Origin of the sequence: Filibacter tadaridae (assembly GCF_900609045.1) — a bacterium.
GTDB classification, from domain to species: Bacteria; Bacillota; Bacilli; order Bacillales_A; family Planococcaceae; genus Sporosarcina; species Sporosarcina tadaridae.
On the sequence record NZ_UXAV01000031.1, the window covers coordinates 41654 to 58548 of the forward strand.

The 16895-nt window shown below is 45.1% G+C and carries 14 protein-coding genes; 2 read left to right on the forward strand and 12 right to left on the reverse strand.

What is annotated here, in order from left to right; genetic code table 11:
• Positions 1 to 58: 58 nt before the first annotated feature.
• Positions 59 to 517: a hypothetical protein gene (locus FILTAD_RS05455; RefSeq protein ID WP_148085382.1), complete on the forward strand. Its 459-nt coding sequence runs from the start codon at positions 59 to 61 to the stop codon at positions 515 to 517.
• Here the strand turns inward: FILTAD_RS05455 and FILTAD_RS05460 are convergent.
• The 3 genes from FILTAD_RS05460 to aceA all read right to left on the reverse strand — a co-directional run bounded on the left by FILTAD_RS05460 (position 514) and on the right by aceA (position 3269).
• Complete coding sequence (locus FILTAD_RS05460; protein ID WP_124069505.1) at positions 514 to 1680, reverse strand: pyridoxal-phosphate-dependent aminotransferase family protein; 1167 nt, start codon at positions 1678 to 1680, stop codon at positions 514 to 516. The genes FILTAD_RS05455 and FILTAD_RS05460 overlap by 4 nt on opposite strands.
• A 153-nt stretch (positions 1681 to 1833) precedes the next feature.
• The gene (yhfH, locus tag FILTAD_RS05465) at positions 1834 to 1962 is read right to left on the reverse strand and encodes a protein YhfH (RefSeq protein ID WP_124069506.1); all 129 of its coding nucleotides are present in this window, start codon (positions 1960 to 1962) and stop codon (positions 1834 to 1836) included.
• 26 nt (positions 1963 to 1988) lie between these two features.
• A complete protein-coding gene (aceA, locus tag FILTAD_RS05470; RefSeq protein WP_203229658.1) occupies positions 1989 to 3269 on the reverse strand; it encodes an isocitrate lyase in 1281 nt (426 codons plus the stop codon).
• A 223-nt stretch (positions 3270 to 3492) separates the two neighbouring features.
• Between aceA and FILTAD_RS05475 the strand changes: the two genes are divergently transcribed.
• The gene (locus FILTAD_RS05475; protein ID WP_124069507.1) at positions 3493 to 4143 is read left to right on the forward strand and encodes a LytTR family DNA-binding domain-containing protein; all 651 of its coding nucleotides are present in this window, start codon (positions 3493 to 3495) and stop codon (positions 4141 to 4143) included.
• A gap of 390 nt (positions 4144 to 4533) precedes the next feature.
• Here FILTAD_RS05475 and FILTAD_RS05480 read toward each other — a convergent pair whose 3' ends face one another.
• The 9 genes from FILTAD_RS05480 to ilvD form a co-directional block, all read right to left on the reverse strand.
• Positions 4534 to 5874, reverse strand: a complete 1341-nt coding sequence (locus FILTAD_RS05480) for a sodium/glutamate symporter (RefSeq protein WP_238988155.1) — start codon at positions 5872 to 5874, stop codon at positions 4534 to 4536.
• A 291-nt stretch (positions 5875 to 6165) separates the two neighbouring features.
• Entirely contained in the window at positions 6166 to 6753 is a 588-nt protein-coding gene (gene leuD / locus FILTAD_RS05485; RefSeq protein WP_124069509.1) for a 3-isopropylmalate dehydratase small subunit, read from the reverse strand.
• Between the two features lie 18 nt (positions 6754 to 6771).
• A complete protein-coding gene (leuC, locus tag FILTAD_RS05490) occupies positions 6772 to 8181 on the reverse strand; it encodes a 3-isopropylmalate dehydratase large subunit (RefSeq protein ID WP_124069510.1) in 1410 nt (469 codons plus the stop codon).
• 30 nt (positions 8182 to 8211) lie between these two features.
• Entirely contained in the window at positions 8212 to 9312 is a 1101-nt protein-coding gene (gene leuB, locus FILTAD_RS05495; RefSeq protein WP_124069511.1) for a 3-isopropylmalate dehydrogenase, read from the reverse strand.
• Between the two features lie 214 nt (positions 9313 to 9526).
• A complete protein-coding gene (locus FILTAD_RS05500) occupies positions 9527 to 11071 on the reverse strand; it encodes a 2-isopropylmalate synthase (protein ID WP_124069512.1) in 1545 nt (514 codons plus the stop codon).
• On the reverse strand, positions 11058 to 12092 hold the full coding sequence (gene ilvC, locus FILTAD_RS05505; RefSeq protein ID WP_124069513.1) for a ketol-acid reductoisomerase: 1035 nt from the start codon (positions 12090 to 12092) through the stop codon (positions 11058 to 11060). The genes FILTAD_RS05500 and ilvC overlap by 14 nt, the downstream gene beginning before the upstream one ends.
• Before the next feature lie 34 nt (positions 12093 to 12126).
• Positions 12127 to 12642, reverse strand: coding sequence for an acetolactate synthase small subunit (gene ilvN, locus FILTAD_RS05510; RefSeq protein ID WP_124069514.1), 516 nt, complete (start codon positions 12640 to 12642; stop codon positions 12127 to 12129).
• On the reverse strand, positions 12639 to 14399 hold the full coding sequence (gene ilvB / locus FILTAD_RS05515; RefSeq protein WP_203229659.1) for an acetolactate synthase large subunit: 1761 nt from the start codon (positions 14397 to 14399) through the stop codon (positions 12639 to 12641). The genes ilvN and ilvB overlap by 4 nt, the downstream gene beginning before the upstream one ends.
• A 348-nt stretch (positions 14400 to 14747) precedes the next feature.
• Entirely contained in the window at positions 14748 to 16415 is a 1668-nt protein-coding gene (gene ilvD / locus FILTAD_RS05520) for a dihydroxy-acid dehydratase (protein ID WP_124069515.1), read from the reverse strand.
• Positions 16416 to 16895: the final 480 nt, after the last annotated feature.

Below are 16895 nucleotides of genomic sequence, written 5' to 3' on the forward strand. Positions count from 1 at the left end.
TGATTGCTTCGACAACTCGATTGGGCGCGCGGACACTCCCATTGATCATTTCGGCAACATGTTTGAGCGCGCGGGTACTATCTTCGATCGCTTCAGCAACACTTTTGAGCGCGCGGGTACTATCCTTGATCGCTTCAGCAACATATTTGAGCGCGCGGGCACGCTGTTTGATCGCTTCGACAACCCGATTGAGCGCGCGTGCACGCTGTTTGATCGCTTCGGCAACATCTTTGAGCGCGCGGGCACTATCTTCGATCGCTTCGGCAACATCTTTGAGCGCGCGGGCACTATCTTCGATCGCTTCGGCAACATCTTTGAGCGCGCGGGCACGCTCTTTGATCGCTTCGACTACATCTTTGAGCGCGCGGGCACGCTGTTTGATCGCTTCGACAACCCGATTGAGCGCGCGGGTACTATCTTTGATCGCTTCAGTAACACTTTTGAGCGCGCGGCAAAAAAACTACCCATTAAGTCTGCGTTACTAGACTCAATGGGTAGTTTTGATGATTCATCTTAAACTAACGCGGATAGTTGTTCATTAAAACACTTTACTGCGTTGGTGGTATCCACTGTATGGCCGAGCTCATTCAAAGTCTCACCAATCAATTCAACCGCTTTTTCCAGCATGGCTTCTGTTGTGTTGCCCATATGGCCGATGCGGAAGGCTTTACCCGCTAAATGTGCGAGAGCGCCTGCTACGATGATGCCTTTTTTTGCAAGTGTTCGCCGAAATGCGGCATCATCCACGCCTTCAGGGTACACTATACAACTGAGTGTCGAGGCAGCAACTTCCTCGACAGCCAGCGGTTTCATGCCGTATTCTTTAAGGGCAGTACGCACCGCTTTACCGAATGCGTTGTGACGTACTACTCTTTTATCCATGCCTTCTTCAAGAACAAGGCGCATGCCTTCAACATAACCGTAAATTAAGTTTACTGGCGGCGTGGCAAAATAGTTGGCTGGGTCATGCATGACAGGAATCCAATTTTGAATGTCGCAATAATAGGCAGAGACACGTTCAATTTGTTTCCGTGCAGTTAACGCGGTTTGATTGAACGTAACGATTGCCAAGCCCGGTGGTACGCCGATTGCTTTTTGTGAACCTGATAGCACAACGTCAATCTTATAGTCCGGGTTGCCATATTCCTTGCTCATATCCTCATCCATCGCAGCTGTTGCGCAGACACCATCCAAAATTACGAGCGCTCCGTGTTTTTTTATGATCGGAACGAGCATATCCAGATCAGCTACAACACCAGTGGACGTATCAGCATGTGTGATTGTAACTGCCTTATACGCCCCCTGAGCTAGCTTCGCTTCCACTTCTTCTGGTGATACCTGCTTGCCCCATTCCGCCTGCAGCACATCGACTTCGATTCCGAAAGCCTCTCCCAGTTTAATGAAACGATCCCCAAAGTAACCTTGGCTAAGAATTAAGAGCTTCTCACCTGCCGCAACTGTATTAACAAGTGCCATTTCCATGGAAATCGTCCCCGAACCGGCAACGACAAACACTTCACCATCCGTTTTCAACATCGTCCGGGTCTGTTCAATCGCTTGTTTATAAATAGCAACAAACCGTGGATCGGTATGCCCCCTTGTTTCACCTGCCATCGCATCATAGATTGAATCGACAACTGGCGTCGGACCAGGTATCAGCAACATCTCTTCATTACGCATTATATTCCTCCTTACATATGTCAAAACAGAATTGATTTGCATTTACATAATAACTTCGAGAACAAACGCAAAACCCCTTTGATTCATGTCGCCCATTCACGCCAATGAAAAGCGGCTTTATCCCTCACATGTGAGAATAAAGCCGCATCCCTATTATTCTTCATTCATGCCTATGCAACGTTCGCATTCATATAGCTGGGACTCGACCTGCTCAACAATTTCACAACCGCATTCACGACAGATTTTGCTTGGCAGTTCTTTTCTATTGTTAGTTGTTTGCATAATGGATCTCCTCCAATTTATATTTTTTAAGCAAATTGAGCGACTTCCGTTGACCCTTTCATAGCAGTGGTAGACGATTGTCCGCCGGAAATGACTTGTGATACTTCATCGAAATAGCCTGTGCCCACTTCACGTTGGTGACGTGTCGCTGTGTAGCCTTTTTGTTCATTAGCAAACTCAGCTTGTTGCAATTTTGAGTATGCAGCCATGCCATTGTCTTTGTAGTCATGCGCTAAGTTGAACATGCTGTGATTCAATGAGTGGAAACCGGCAAGTGTGACGAATTGGAATTTATAACCCATTTTACCAAGTTCGACTTGATACTTCGAAATTGTTTCTTCATCGATGTTCGCCTTCCAGTTGAATGAAGGTGAGCAGTTGTAAGCAAGCATTTTTCCCGGGAATTCAGCATGGATGGCATCCGCAAATTGCTGTGCTTCTTCGAGTGATGGATGCGACGTTTCACACCAGACAAGGTCTGCGTATTTCGCATAGGCAAGGCCACGTGCAATTGCTTGGTCAATACCTGGTTTTGTACGGAAAAATCCTTCAGGTGTGCGTTCGCCTGTGATGAAATCCTTATCGACTGGGTCGATATCACTTGTGATCAAATCAGCTGCATCCGCATCCGTACGCGCAATAAGAAGCGTCGGTACACCGAGAACGTCTGCCGCAAGTCTTGCTGCAATCAGGTTGCGAATTGCATTTTGTGTCGGCAATAAAACTTTACCGCCTAAATGGCCACATTTTTTCTCAGAAGCCAACTGGTCTTCCAAGTGAACGCCTGCAGCTCCGGCTTCAATCATGCCTTTCATCAGTTCGTAAACGTTAAGCGGTCCGCCAAAACCTGCCTCGGCATCTGCTACGATTGGCGCGAACCAGTCAAAACCATCATCGCGTCCTTCTGCATGATCGATTTGATCTGCACGTTGAAGTGCTTGGTTGATGCGTTTTACAACTGAAGGGACACTATTTGCCGGGTAAAGACTTTGGTCAGGATACATTTGTCCGGAAAGATTTGCATCCGCAGCCACTTGCCAACCACTTAGATAGATTGCTTGTAGGCCTGCTTTTACTTGTTGGACAGCTTGATTGCCCGTAAGTGCACCGAGTGAGTTAATGAAATCTTCTTCATGTAGTGATTTCCAAAGTCGTTCAGAACCTTTACGTGCCAGTGTGTGTTCAATTTGTAGTGAGCCGCGTAATTTCACAACTTCTTCAGCTGTGTAACCCCGCTCAATTCCTTGCCACCTGCTATCCTCTGCCCAGCTCTTCTCCAATTGTGCTACCTGATCTTGTCTTGTCATTATTCCATCCACACCTTCCGAGTTAGTTGAATTTCATAGATTTCAAAAATAATTCTTTCTTTCTGTGCCACAACAGTTATAGTTGTTATATAGTAATATATAACAGTAAATTTAGAATGTCACGACAATTCGATAAAAGGGTGTTTTTTACGGACAGGACCAAAAAGAGGGTGACGAAATGAGAAAAGTCAGATATCATTATTTAGAAAAAGGGGAAAAATGAATGAAAAAAAAAGCATTGCATCAATTTACTGTATTACTGGAGGATTGGATCCCAAAAGACGCATCCATCGCGATTGCAGTGGGCCAGAAATATGTTTACTACCGCGTAGGAACGCATGATATCCATTTGAAGGAAGGGCAAACTGTTCAGGCTAGTAGTTTAGCCTGCCGTATCATTCAAAAACGCCAGAAGCTGGATTCATTAATGGACAACACGCTTTACGGAACACCTTATTTCGGTATCGGCTACCCAATTGAGATTGAAGGCCAGCCTGCTGCATTGGTTGTCATCTTGCCGCCCAACTACCATGTGTTGAAAAATGGTCCCTTCCGCTATCTTACGGGAAAGAAAGACGAAGATTGGAGTCCGATTCCTATTGAAAAGGTTATGTATATGGAAAGTTTGCAGAAGAAAACATGGTTTTACGCGGATGACGAGCAATACAGTACAACTTACACATTGAAAAATCTACATTTACGATTGCCTGACTCATTTATACGGATCCATCGATCTTATATCGTCAACATTTCATTCATACAACGAATTTCAAGAGACATCACATCGAGTTTTATATTGATATTGAAAGATAGCACTGAGTTACCCGTTAGTCAGACTTATATGAATGAGGTGCGAAAAATTCTTGGATTTTAAAAGTTAGTGAACTAGATTTCGCAGTTTGTAAGAACTTTGTGGAACTAAAGCGGCTGATTGATATCTATATAACTGAATATAATCCGCATCCTATCAGAGGAATTTAAAAAAGATGACACCGGCACAATACCGAGGTCATCTCCTAGCAAGTTAAACTTTATTTGTTGAACTTATGATTTCACCGTAATCTTTAGAGAAGGCGCCTACTGGGGTAGCCGAAGCGATAAGACTGATAGCGGTTTTCTATCAGGCTTATCGCGGGAGGCATCCCCAAGCGCCGAGCGTTGTAAGTGAGACTTTTTAGTTCAACCAATAATAGTGGTTCTTTTTATTAAGTGTCCGTATTACAAAGTACAGTTCATACTGACAGAAGGGAATCCTTTTCCTCTATTATGCTTTCTTCCGATTCAGCCATTTATATTTAAGCGCTAATAGGTAGATGACAAATGAGAATCCAAAAGTTAAAACAACAAATAACCAACCTTGCGAATTCAATACGAGTATTGGAGCAAATGTGATCAGCAATATTTCCACGGGAGCAATAGGGATATACGCAAGCCCGTAGTCATCCAGTGTCTTACTTTCTGAATTAGGATCGACTATTCTAAGAAGTGCCATTCCCATCGCAACTGTACCCGTTGTCCATCCCCAAGTGAATATTCCTTTTTCAAACCAATGTTGAGCAAAGAATTTCTTGGAGAAAATCGCAAAAAACACGTACGCATACACTAAACCAAATGCAAACAATAAAATCAATGGCACAGCATAGTCGAGAACGACGGAAATACTAATTGAACCAATTCCGAATGCTACAAGGACATCCGTCGCACTTCCGCTAATACGGTTCACTACATCCGTACTCACGTATTTCTCTGTTTTCGTTGCGTTCAGTATTTTCTTCACAACTAACCCAACAAGAAATGCTAACGAGAATGCTGGTATGACAACATTCGGTATTAACAAAGCGCCCCACTGACTTAAGTAATATCCGCCCATCGCGATAATTGAAACGATTGCCATATGGAAAATGTACGGATCAATGGAAATTGACGATACTGTGTCCGTTTGAGAATTAACTCTTGATTCTGGTGGAATAAGTCCTGTTCTCAACTCATCCGGCAAATCATCAAACGAAGCTAAAAATGATGTATGCCCTTTTGAAGAACCGCGTTTAATGAAGATTATGCCGATAAGGATTGCACTAATAATACCGACTGTGGCAGAAGTCATTGCTAATGAAGTAGCTTCTTCCCACCCATTTTGAGCAAATGTAGCGCCAATAGCTGCAGCCGTACCATGTCCTCCTACGAACCCTGCTGCAAGTAACAAACCAAATCCGGCATGCAGTCCATCCCAAAATGGATTGAGTAATAGAATTGCAAACAGCAATCCTCCACCCCACATTAAAAGCATCGCAATTTGTGAGTACGACCACATACTGCCGACCCGTGTCTTAATAGCATTCCAGTCGATTCTCGGTGAAAGAAGTGGAAGTGTACCAAAAATAATCGCAATTAATATGGCGGGATACGTTCCCATTTGATCAGAGAAGGGTAACAGTCCAAACCCATTTGGACCAAATATCAATGCAAGAATACCAGCAATAATACTTGCGGGTAAAAACATTCGTTGGATGAAACCAACTTTCGCTCTAATAATCGTTCCTGCAATTAAAAGCAATGATATCAAACCGATATCTGTGAATAAAGCCCATGGTGAAAATTCCATCATTACCCTCTCCTATCTCTACCTCATTTCATTAACGTTAAAAATCTCTTTCCCTCAACATTTATGTAACCGATTACATGAAATTCGAACAAAGCATGATTTTTATACTCCTCATAATATATCATCTCTCAAAGTACTCGTAAATATTACCGAGAACTCAGAATTTGTTGATGAATTCACAAAACAATATACTTATAAGTCCTTTTGCACATAGAAAAAGCTTTTTTGCGTCAATGACACAAAAAAGCTTTTTTTTAATTTATTTCTAAAGTCACACTACTCGATTAAAGACTCTTATGCACGCTGAAGTTCCTCGTAACTGGCGATATGCGCTTCATATTGAATTGTCAATGCAATTTCATCCCAGCCGTTCAACAGCATTTCCTTATAATAAGGATCGATGGTGAATGAATAACGTTTACCATCAAGTCCGATAACTGTCTGCTCCTCTAAATTCACTTCTACTGCGGAGGCATGTTGTAGCCCGTTTGCCAGCAGCTCCTCCACTTCGGAAACGTTCAACTTAATCGGCAGCAATCCGTTTTTCATGCAGTTATTATAAAAGATATCCGCAAAACTAGGCGCGATGACAACGTTGAATCCATAATCCAGAATCGACCAGGGTGCATGCTCCCGGGAAGATCCACAACCAAAGTTTTCGTGTGCGACTAGGATTTTCGAATCTTTGAACCGTTCATCATTGAGGACAAAATCTTTCACTTCATTGCCATCCGCGTCAACGCGCCAATGATAAAACAAATATTGCCCGAATCCCGTTCGTTCAATCCGTTTCAAAAATTCTTTGGAAATGATTTGATCGGTATCGACATTTTTTCGATCGAGCGGTGTTATAACACTTACAACTTTATTGATGGGTTCCATTTGTCATTCCTCCTTCCTCTACACAAGAGTGGCTTGCATTTCGCGTACATCGACAAAACGACCTGCAATTGCGGAGGCAGCTGCCATCGCGGGACTCATGAGATGCGTTCGGGCCCCTGCGCCTTGCCTACCTTCAAAGTTTCGGTTGGATGTCGATGCACAGCGTTCGCCTGCCGGTACGACATCATCATTCATCGCTAGACACATACTGCAACCTGATTCCCGCCATTCAAAGCCGGCCGCAAGAAAAATGGCATCGAGCCCTTCTTGTTCCGCCTGTTGTTTAACAGTACGTGAGCCCGGTACGACAATCGCCGTCACGGAAGGATGGACTTTCTTGCCCGCGATCACTTTCGACGCGGCACGTAGATCACTCAATCTGGCATTTGTACATGAACCGATGAATACATGCTGAATATCGATGGACGTAAGTGGCGCTCCTTCTTGCAACCCCATGTATACCAACGCTTTTTTCAACGCTTCTTTATCCGATTCTGAGTCGAAGTCTGCTGCGTATGGGACATGTGAGGAAATACCGGAGCCCATTGACGGATTCGTTCCCCAAGTGACAAATGGTTCGATTTCGTTTGCGGCGATTTCGACGACCGTATCGTAATTCGCTCCTTCATCCGTTGCGAGTGCCAGCCATTTTGCTGCCGCCTCCTCAAATGCACAATCTTGCGGAACGTATTTACGGCCTTTCAAGTATGCAACCGTCGTTTCGTCAGGACTGATCAAACCGGCTTTCGCACCTGCTTCAATCGACATATTGCAGACAGTCATGCGTTCTTCCATCGTCAGATTACGGATCGCCTCTCCTGTAAATTCAATTATGTGACCCGTCCCCATGTCAATGCCGAACTTCGCGATTATCGCCAATATAATATCCTTTGCGGTGACGCCGAAACCAAGTTGCCCGGTAATCCGGACCTCCATCGTTTTCGGTTTCGCTTGCCATAATGTCTGTGTCGACAAGACATGTTCCACTTCACTTGTTCCGATACCGAAGGAGATGGCCCCGAATGCACCATGTGTCGATGTATGACTATCCCCGCACACAATCGTTTTACCGGGTTGCGTCAAGCCGAGTTCAGGGCCAATAATATGGACAATCCCTTGGTCGGGATGGTCCATATTGGCTAACGGGATACCGAATTCATCGCAATTGGTCTGGAGCGTATCGATTTGCTTCTTGGCAATCGGGTCTTTAATGGCATCTCGATTACGTGTAGGCACATTATGATCCATCGTCGCAAAACAAAGATCAGGTCGACGTACTTTCCGCTTTGCCAGTCGCAATCCTTCAAATGCTTGGGGAGAAGTCACTTCATGTAGTAAATGAAGATCGATATAGAGCAGATCCGGTTTCCCCTTTTCTTCATAGACTATATGTTGGTCCCAAATTTTTTCGATAATATTTTTCGCCATATGTTCTTCTCCCCTCAGTTGAATTCACGCTTATACATATGAAAACATGATGCTGTTTGAAACAAACTGCGTATCAATCTCGTCTATCACTTTTTCCGTCCATTCTTTTGTTGATAAAACCCGTTTTCCCGGTTCAACTAGGTCTGCGGTAAAGAACCCATCTTCAAATACTGTATTTACGGCCTCTTCGATAACCGCCGCTTCCTCGTTCATACCGAAGGAATACCTCAACATCATCGCCGCTGACAAAATAGCGGCGGCAGGATTGGCAAGACCAAGTCCAGCAATTTCAGGTGCGGAACCATGGACCGGTTCGTAAAGACCAAACCCATCTGCGCGGATGCTGGCAGATGGTAGTACGCCTAGGGAACCCGTGATGACAGATGCCTCATCGCTTAAAATATCGCCAAACATATTTTCTGTTACAATGACGTCGAATGCGCCTGGATTAGTAATGAGCTTCATAGCCGTTGAATCGACAAGCATATGCTCCACTTCTATGTCGGGATACGCTTTTTTCTTCTCTTCAACCACTTCACGCCATAATTTACTCGATTCCAATACGTTCGCTTTATCAACAGATGCAACTTTGCTTTTGCGAAGACGGGCAAGTTCAAATGACTTTTCCACAATGCGCTCAATTTCTTCACGTGTATAGACCAGTGTATCGACCGCCGACTTTTCAGTATGGCGACTTGGCTCTCCAAAATATAGTCCGCCTGTCAGTTCCCGCACGATTAGCATGTCAACGTTTTTCGCTACTTTTTCTTTTAGAGGAGATGCATGGAGTAAAGATGGCACGGCCTTGACTGGTCGCAAATTCGCGAAAAGGTCAAAGTGTTTGCGAATTGCAAGCAACCCTTTTTCCGGTCGCAATGCCGAAGGGTTCTGATCCCATTTAGGTCCCCCTACTGCTCCGAGAAGTACCGCGTCACTCGCTTCACAAAGTGCAACAGTTTCTTCCGGCAAAGGATTGTTACATGTATCAATTGCAGTGCCGCCGATAGCTCCATAATTCATTTCGAATGTGTGCTCGAAGCGTCTGCCGATTACTTCAAGCACCTTTACTGCTGACTCGATTACTTCTGGACCAATTCCATCACCTGGTAAAACAGCTACTCTTTTTTCCATTGTACTTCTCCTCCTTTTAAATTCGGTGTCAGTAACTGGCACCGGGCGTGTTATTGATATAGGTTGAATCAAAGAATTCCATTGAACCCGCTACGGCGCTCGGGAATGCCTCCCGCCAAAAGCCAGACAGCTTCGCTGTCAGTCTTTTGGCTTCGGCTACCCCTTTTAAGGCGCCTTCGCTCATTTTATAGATATATACATTTGTTCATCCTACTTAGTAAGCAACCGTCTCTTTCACTGGTATCTTACTTTTAACCAGCTGTCTGTTTATCGCATTCAAATAGGCTTTTGCTGAGGCTTCTAAAACGTCTTGTGCAACGTCGCGTCCAGTGGATATTTCATCATTGAAACTTAAGTTGACGACTGCTTCTCCTAGTGCGTCCCGTCCTTTTCCGATAGAAGTCACACGGTAATCGAGAATATGCACTTTTCCTTTAACAAGCAGCTCCAATGAGTTGAATATCGCTTCGACGGAACCCGCACCGGTTGCGGCCGTTGTAACGGTTTCGCCGCTTGGTACAACTGCTGATACAGTTGCGGTAGGAACATTCGCTGTTCCGTATTGCACTTGGACGTTCGTTAGTTCGTAGATTGGTGTATCTTCATAGTGAATTTGTTGATCTGTGAATAAAATGAAGAGATCGTCTTTTGTAATTTCTTTTTTACTGTCTGCCAGTTTCTTGAATTCCTCAAATGCTTCGTTGAGTTTTTCATCACTTAACTCAAAGCCCATCGAAATGGCGCGGTCTTTAAATGCATGCCGGCCGGAGTGCTTGCCTAGTGCAAGTGGAGCGGTAGTTTCACCGATTAGTTCAGGCGTGATTATTTCATAGGTTTCACGATTTTTCAGCATGCCATCTTGGTGAATACCTGATTCATGTGCGAATGCGTTTTTACCGACGACTGCTTTATTCGGCTGAATCATTACTCCTGTCAATTGGCTGACTAGCTGACTAGTACGTTTTATTTCTGGTAAATGAATGCCTGTATTAAAGCCATAAAAGTCTTTTCGGATATGTAGTGCAACTGCGATTTCTTCAAGTGCGGCATTGCCAGCACGTTCACCAATCCCATTAATCGTACCTTCAATTTGATCGGCGCCGTTTTCAATGGCAGCAATCGTGTTAGCAACCGCCATTCCTAAATCATCATGGCAATGCGCGGATAATTTCACGTTGTCGATACCCGTTACATTTTCTTTCAAGTATTTGAATAATGCGCCGTATTCAGCGGGTGTTGCATAACCAACCGTGTCGGGAATATTGATGGTCGTCGCGCCGACTGCAATGACTCGATTGATAATTCTGACAAGGAACTCCGGATTGGAGCGTGATGCGTCTTCAGCAGACCATTGGACGAGCGGGAAAAACTTTCGTGCATGCTTGACGGCTTCCACTGCGATGTCGATGACTTGGTCAGGCGTCTTCTTTAATTTGTATTGCATATGAATTGGTGAAGTGGCTAGAAATACGTGCAGATGCGGTTGTTCAGCTCCGCGAAGTGCTTCCCAAGATGTTTCGATGTCGCTTTTCATAGCACGGGCAAGGCCTGTTACTGTTGAGTTTTTCACGATTCCAGCTATTCGCTGGACTGCTTCGAAATCACCCGGGGAGGAAGCAGGAAATCCTGCTTCAATGATCGTCGCCCCGAATTTTTCAAGTTGTCTCGCAATCTCGAGTTTCTCTGCCGTGTTCAGATTAATACCGGCAGATTGTTCCCCGTCCCGAAGTGTTGTATCGAAAATGTCAATTTGTCGCACTTGCCACCACTTCCTTCTGTTTGGCTTTGCCGCCTTCATTAACAAATGGCATCATTTCACGCAGTTTACGTCCCACTGTCTCGATTTCATGTTCTGCTTCCGATTTTTCATAAGCATTGAATTGTGGACGACCATTTTCGTTTTCTTCGATCCAACCTTTTGCAAACTTTCCTTCTTGGATATCTGTTAGAATGTCTTTCATACGTGCCTTCGTATCGGCATCGACTACGCGTGGACCTGACACGAAATCGCCCCATTCCGCTGTATCGGAAATTGAATAACGCATACCGGACATACCGCCTTCATACATCAAGTCGACAATCAATTTCAGTTCGTGCATCGTTTCAAAATACGCAAGTTCCGGTTGATAGCCCGCTTCCACGAGTGTTTCAAAGCCAGCTTTTACGAGGGATGTCAAGCCACCGCAGAGTACAGCTTGTTCGCCGAACAGATCCGTTTCCGTTTCTTCTTTGAATGTTGTTTCTAGAACACCCGCACGTGCTGCCCCAATCGCTTTTGCATACGCAAGCGCAACATCTTTCGCGTTGCCTGATACATCTTGTTGAACTGCGAACAATGCCGGTACACCTGCGCCTGCTTCATACGTTCTGCGGACAAGATGACCCGGTCCTTTTGGTGCAACGAGGAACACATCTACGTCGGCAGGAGGCACGATTTGGTTGAAATGAACGTTGAATCCATGTGCGAAAACGAGTGATTTTCCTGCAGTCAACGCCGGTTCGATTTCTTCGTCATATACTTTTTTCTGTCTTTCATCCGGTAGTAGCACCATGATAACGTCCGCTTGTTCCGCCGCTTCCTTAACAGTCGCTACGTTTAAACCGTCCTCTTTAGCCTGGTCGAACGATTTCCCTTGACGTACGCCGACGACAACGTTGAATCCCGAGTCCTTCAAATTTTGTGCGTGTGCATGACCTTGTGAACCGTATCCGATTACTGCAACTGTTTTGTCCTGTAGAAGTCCTTCGTTGATATCCTGGTTGTAATACATTTTAGCCATAATTAATTTCCTCCTCTAATTTGGGTTTGGTTTTTCATTTCAAAATGGAAAGCTGTGGTGATTGGACTTTCTGTGTTTCGCGTACAAAGGCCGTGGCCCCCGTTCTTGTGAGTTCTTTGATGCCATACGGTTTGATCAAATCGATGAATGCTTCAATCTTTTCGGGATTACCGGTCACTTGATAAGTGACGACATTTTTCCCAGTATCGATGACGGTAGCGCGGAACGGTTCGATAATGCTGTTCATTTCACTTCTCAAATGCGGCGGTGAAACAACTTTAATGAGGGCGAGCTCACGCATAACAATCGCCTTATCTGTAATGTCAGCCACTTTCAAGACGTCAATCTGTTTTTGAAGCTGCTTGACGAGTTGTTCGATTTTCCGTTCATCTTCCACATGGACAATGAACGTCATTTTCGACCGACCCGACTGCTCCGTGTGCCCGACTGTAATGCTTTCAATATTGAATTGCCTTTTCATAAGCAATCCCGTGACCCGGTTCAACACGCCACTTTGGTTAATGACCGTTACCGTTATGACTCGCCTCATACTTTACTCACCCCAATCATTTCACTTAGTCCCCTGCCCGGCGCAATCATCGGAAAGACTTTTTCAAAACTTTTCACGCGGCAATCGATCAAAACAGGTTCGTCAGATAGCAGTGCCTCGCAGAACACGGCTTCCGCTTCTTCAATTGTGTTGATGCGGTACCCTTTAATGTCATACGCTTCGGCAAGTTTAACGAAATCAGGTTGAACGGGAATGAGCGATTGCGAATAGCGTCCTTCGTAAAACGTTTCCTGCCACTGGCGTACCATTCCCAGCACTTCATTGTTTAAAATGACGACTTTTACCGGAATACGCAATTCTTGTAATAAAGACAATTCCTGTGCTGTCATTTGGAAACCACCGTCACCGACGATTGCGATGACGCGGGCATCCGGTTTTGCCAGCTGCGCGCCGATTGCTGCCGGGAAACCGAAGCCCATTGTGCCCAGCCCCCCTGAAGTGACCCAATGATTCGGGTTGTTTAAAGGGTAATATTGTGCTGCCCACATTTGGTGCTGGCCGACATCCGTCGCGACGATTGCATTTCCTTTTGTTACTCGGTGAATGATTTCAATCGCTTGTTGGGGCAATACACATTGCTCATCTTCGTCATACCAAAGTGGAAACTGTTCTGTTAATTCACCCAAATAATTGCGCCACGTTTGTGTTTCGGGTGAATCGAATTGTTGTTTCAGCAATGCCTGCAATGCTTCTTTTGCATCTGCAACAATTGGGATTTCCGTTGGTACGTTTTTACCGATTTCAGCAGGGTCGATATCGATATGAATGACCCGCGCATGAGGGGCGAACTTTTCCAAGTTCCCAGTCAAGCGGTCATCGAAGCGGGCACCGATATTAATCAGCACGTCGCATTCACTGAGCGCCATGTTTGCTGTGTACGTTCCATGCATCCCAGCCATTCCAAGGAATAGATGATGATTGCCATGGATCCCTCCCAAACCAAGAAGTGTGTTGGTTATAGGAAGTTGATGTTTTTCTACAAACTCTTTCAATTCGTCCATTGCGCCGGCGTGAAGGATTCCTGCACCTGCGAGAATGAGCGGTTTTTTTGCCTGTGCAATCACCTGTGCCGCTTTTTGTATTTGTAAAAAGTTCGGCGTAGTCGTCGGCTGATAGCCTGGTAGATTGACTTCTTCATCAACCGCAGTTTCATGGTCGAAGATTCCAGTTGAAATGTCTTTTGGAATATCGACAACAACTGGACCGCGGCGACCAGTTGACGCAATATGGAATGCTTCTTTAATGATGCGTGGCAAATCCGCCAAATCATTTACCTGGTAGTTGTGCTTTGTGATGGGTTGTGTAATCCCGACAATATCCGCTTCTTGGAAAGCATCCGTTCCAATCACTGAAGTGGCTACCTGGCCAGTTAACACGACGAGTGGCAAAGAATCCATCATGGCATCCGTAATTCCTGTGACAAGATTTGTCGCACCCGGACCAGATGTCGCAAGAACGACACCTGCTTTACCCGACACTCGCGCATAGCCTTCCGCAGCATGGATTGCACCTTGTTCATGACGGGCGAGCACATGTGAAATGGGATTTTTGTACAATGCATCATAAATTGGTAGAACGGCCCCTCCTGGATAACCGAAAATCATCTCCACGCCTTGATCTTTTAATGCTTGAATCAGGACGGCGGCACCCTCTTTCGGTTTACCAGCTTGCTGTTCGGGTACTTCATCAACCGTTTCTACTACTCCCACTTGCAATGTTTGCATCTCTGCACTCATCTGAAACTCCTCCTGACTTTTCTGGTTTGTGAAAAAATTTATAATAAAAAAAGCCCTTCCATCCCACGCAAAGAAATATTTTCTTTACATAGGGATGAAAAAAGCTTTTCATGGTACCACCCTTGTTCGTAGCAAACTCGCTACCTTATGAACAGACAAAGTCTATTCGGTCATAACGAGCATAGAAGATTCTACGCCCGGGATTGCCTAATCGGTTACCCTTTCAGCAATCCACTCCGAGGTGATGTCGCAAACAGTTGTATTGCCGGCTTCCAGCATGACCGACTCTCTGGGAATACTAGGTTCTGTTCACTTTTGCCTCATCGATGATTTAGCAGTATTCAGTTGTTAGATTTTCATGACGCCGCCTGTACTGGCAGATGTAACAAGTTTGGAATATCTGGCTAGATAGCCTTTTTTAATTTTCGGTTCAAACGGTTTTAGATGTACGCTGCGTTTTTCCAATTCTTCAGCTGATACTTCAAGCTCAATCGTACGGTTTGTTAAGTCAATCGAGATGACATCGCCATCTTCAACTAACGCAATGGGTCCACCTTCAGCTGCTTCGGGAGAAATATGCCCGATCGAGATGCCGCGGGATGCCCCTGAAAACCGTCCATCCGTAATGAGCGCCACTTTCGTTGCCAGTCCGCGACCTGCAATTGCTGCAGTCGGTGCAAGCATTTCCGGCATACCCGGTCCGCCTTTCGGACCTTCATATCGGATGACAACAACATCGCCTTCTTTTACCGTTCCGTTATCGATGCCTTCTTGTGTCGCCTCTTGAGATTCAAACACAATGGCCTTTCCTCGGAACGTTTTAATCGATGGATCAACTGCCCCTACTTTGATGACGCCGCCGTCGGGAGCAATATTGCCGAACAGGACGGACAAGCCGCCTACAGGACTATACGCATTTTCTTTCCGGCGAATGACTTGTTCATTCAAAATCGGTTTGTCTTTGACATTTTCATAAAGCGATTTTCCGGTTATCGTTATGCGGTCCGGATGAACGGCGCCGTCGATTTCGCAGAGTTCTTTAATAATGGAACTGACCCCGCCGGCAAGATGAACATCGTGCATTGTATAATCGGATGCGGGACTGATTTTGGCCAAGTAAGGAATCCGTTTGGCAACTTCATTTATTTCCCTGACGTTGTATTCAATTTCCGCTTCATGTGCGATAGCAAGTGTATGAAGGACTGTATTTGTCGAGCCACCCATTGCCATGTCAAGCGCAAATGCGTCATCGATTGTTTCTTTTGTGATGATGTCACGCGGCTTGATATCTTCTTTCACCATGCGCACGAGATGTTCCGCAGCCTCTTTAATGAGTCTATGGCGTTCATCGGATGTAGCGACGATTGTGCCGTTACCTGGAACAGTAACGCCGAGCATTTCCATTAATGAGTTCATGGAGTTTGCTGTGAACATTCCTGAACATGATCCGCATGTCGGACATGCACTTTGTTCAATATCGAGCAGTTCCTCCGCTGTCATCGTTCCTTGTTTATAGGCACCAACACCTTCAAATACAGAAACAAGCGATAAAGGCTTGCCATCTGCCGAAGTGCCGCCTTCCATCGGTCCGCCCGAGACGAACACTGATGGGACATTCGTCCGAACCGCCGCCATCAACATGCCTGGTGTAATTTTGTCGCAGTTCGGAATGTAGAACACACCATCAAACCAATGTGCGTTAATGACTGTTTCTGCTGCATCTGCAATGAGTTCACGGCTTGGTAATGAATACCTCATGCCGATATGGCCCATTGCAATTCCATCATCCACGCCGATTGTGTTGAATTCGAAGGGAATGCCGCCTGCTTCACGAATCGCTTCTTTGACGACTTCCGCAAATTTGTTCAAATGCATATGGCCTGGAATAATATCAATATATGAATTGCAAACGCCGATGAAAGGTTTGTGCATATCTTTCAATCGGACGCCGGTTGCGTAAAGTAGACTTCGGTGTGGCGCTCGGTCCACTCCTTTTTTAATCATGTCACTTCTCATTACAGTCACTCCTAATCCATTCACTCATACAACGCTCGATTTCACGTTGCTCCTTCTTTTATCCGCTGATTACCTCTTGCTGTTTGTCTTATGTAGTTGGTGAAGTGAATCACGAACTGTTTTGAATTGTTGCTATCATATCCCGTATTTTCGATAGAGTCAACACTCTTTTTAAAATTATTAATCAATTTCGAACATTGTATTTCTATGTATCCGCTTACAATGTTGCTAGTACTACAGTTATGATTTTGTACACATTTGGAAATATATTTTGATAAGTTATATAGCTCGCATTAAAGATTCCAATGAACACGCTTCGGCGCTTGGGGATGCCCCTCGCAATAAGCCTGACAGAAGGGGCCCTGTCAGTCTTATTGCTTCGGCTACCCCTTTGCGCACCTTCGCTAGTTTGGCACACACAACCCAGTTCTTCAACACTCCCGGTGATGGTATCAGACACCATTTGTACCCTTCAAATTG

Bases quoted from the DNA above. Each gene is read 5' to 3' on its own strand.
- FILTAD_RS05455 (WP_148085382.1), top strand. From the start codon at position 59: ATGTTTGAGCGCGCGGGTACTATCTTCGATCGCTTCAGCAACACTTTT.
- FILTAD_RS05460 (WP_124069505.1), bottom strand. From the start codon at position 1,680: ATGCGTAATGAAGAGATGTTGCTGATACCTGGTCCGACGCCAGTTGTC.
- yhfH (WP_124069506.1), bottom strand. From the start codon at position 1,962: ATGCAAACAACTAACAATAGAAAAGAACTGCCAAGCAAAATCTGTCGT.
- aceA (WP_203229658.1), bottom strand. From the start codon at position 3,269: ATGACAAGACAAGATCAGGTAGCACAATTGGAGAAGAGCTGGGCAGAG.
- FILTAD_RS05475 (WP_124069507.1), top strand. From the start codon at position 3,493: ATGAAAAAAAAAGCATTGCATCAATTTACTGTATTACTGGAGGATTGG.
- FILTAD_RS05480 (WP_238988155.1), bottom strand. From the start codon at position 5,874: ATGATGGAATTTTCACCATGGGCTTTATTCACAGATATCGGTTTGATA.
- leuD (WP_124069509.1), bottom strand. From the start codon at position 6,753: ATGGAACCCATCAATAAAGTTGTAAGTGTTATAACACCGCTCGATCGA.
- leuC (WP_124069510.1), bottom strand. From the start codon at position 8,181: ATGGCGAAAAATATTATCGAAAAAATTTGGGACCAACATATAGTCTAT.
- leuB (WP_124069511.1), bottom strand. From the start codon at position 9,312: ATGGAAAAAAGAGTAGCTGTTTTACCAGGTGATGGAATTGGTCCAGAA.
- ilvC (WP_124069513.1), bottom strand. From the start codon at position 12,092: ATGGCTAAAATGTATTACAACCAGGATATCAACGAAGGACTTCTACAG.
- ilvN (WP_124069514.1), bottom strand. From the start codon at position 12,642: ATGAGGCGAGTCATAACGGTAACGGTCATTAACCAAAGTGGCGTGTTG.
- ilvB (WP_203229659.1), bottom strand. From the start codon at position 14,399: ATGAGTGCAGAGATGCAAACATTGCAAGTGGGAGTAGTAGAAACGGTT.
- ilvD (WP_124069515.1), bottom strand. From the start codon at position 16,415: ATGAGAAGTGACATGATTAAAAAAGGAGTGGACCGAGCGCCACACCGA.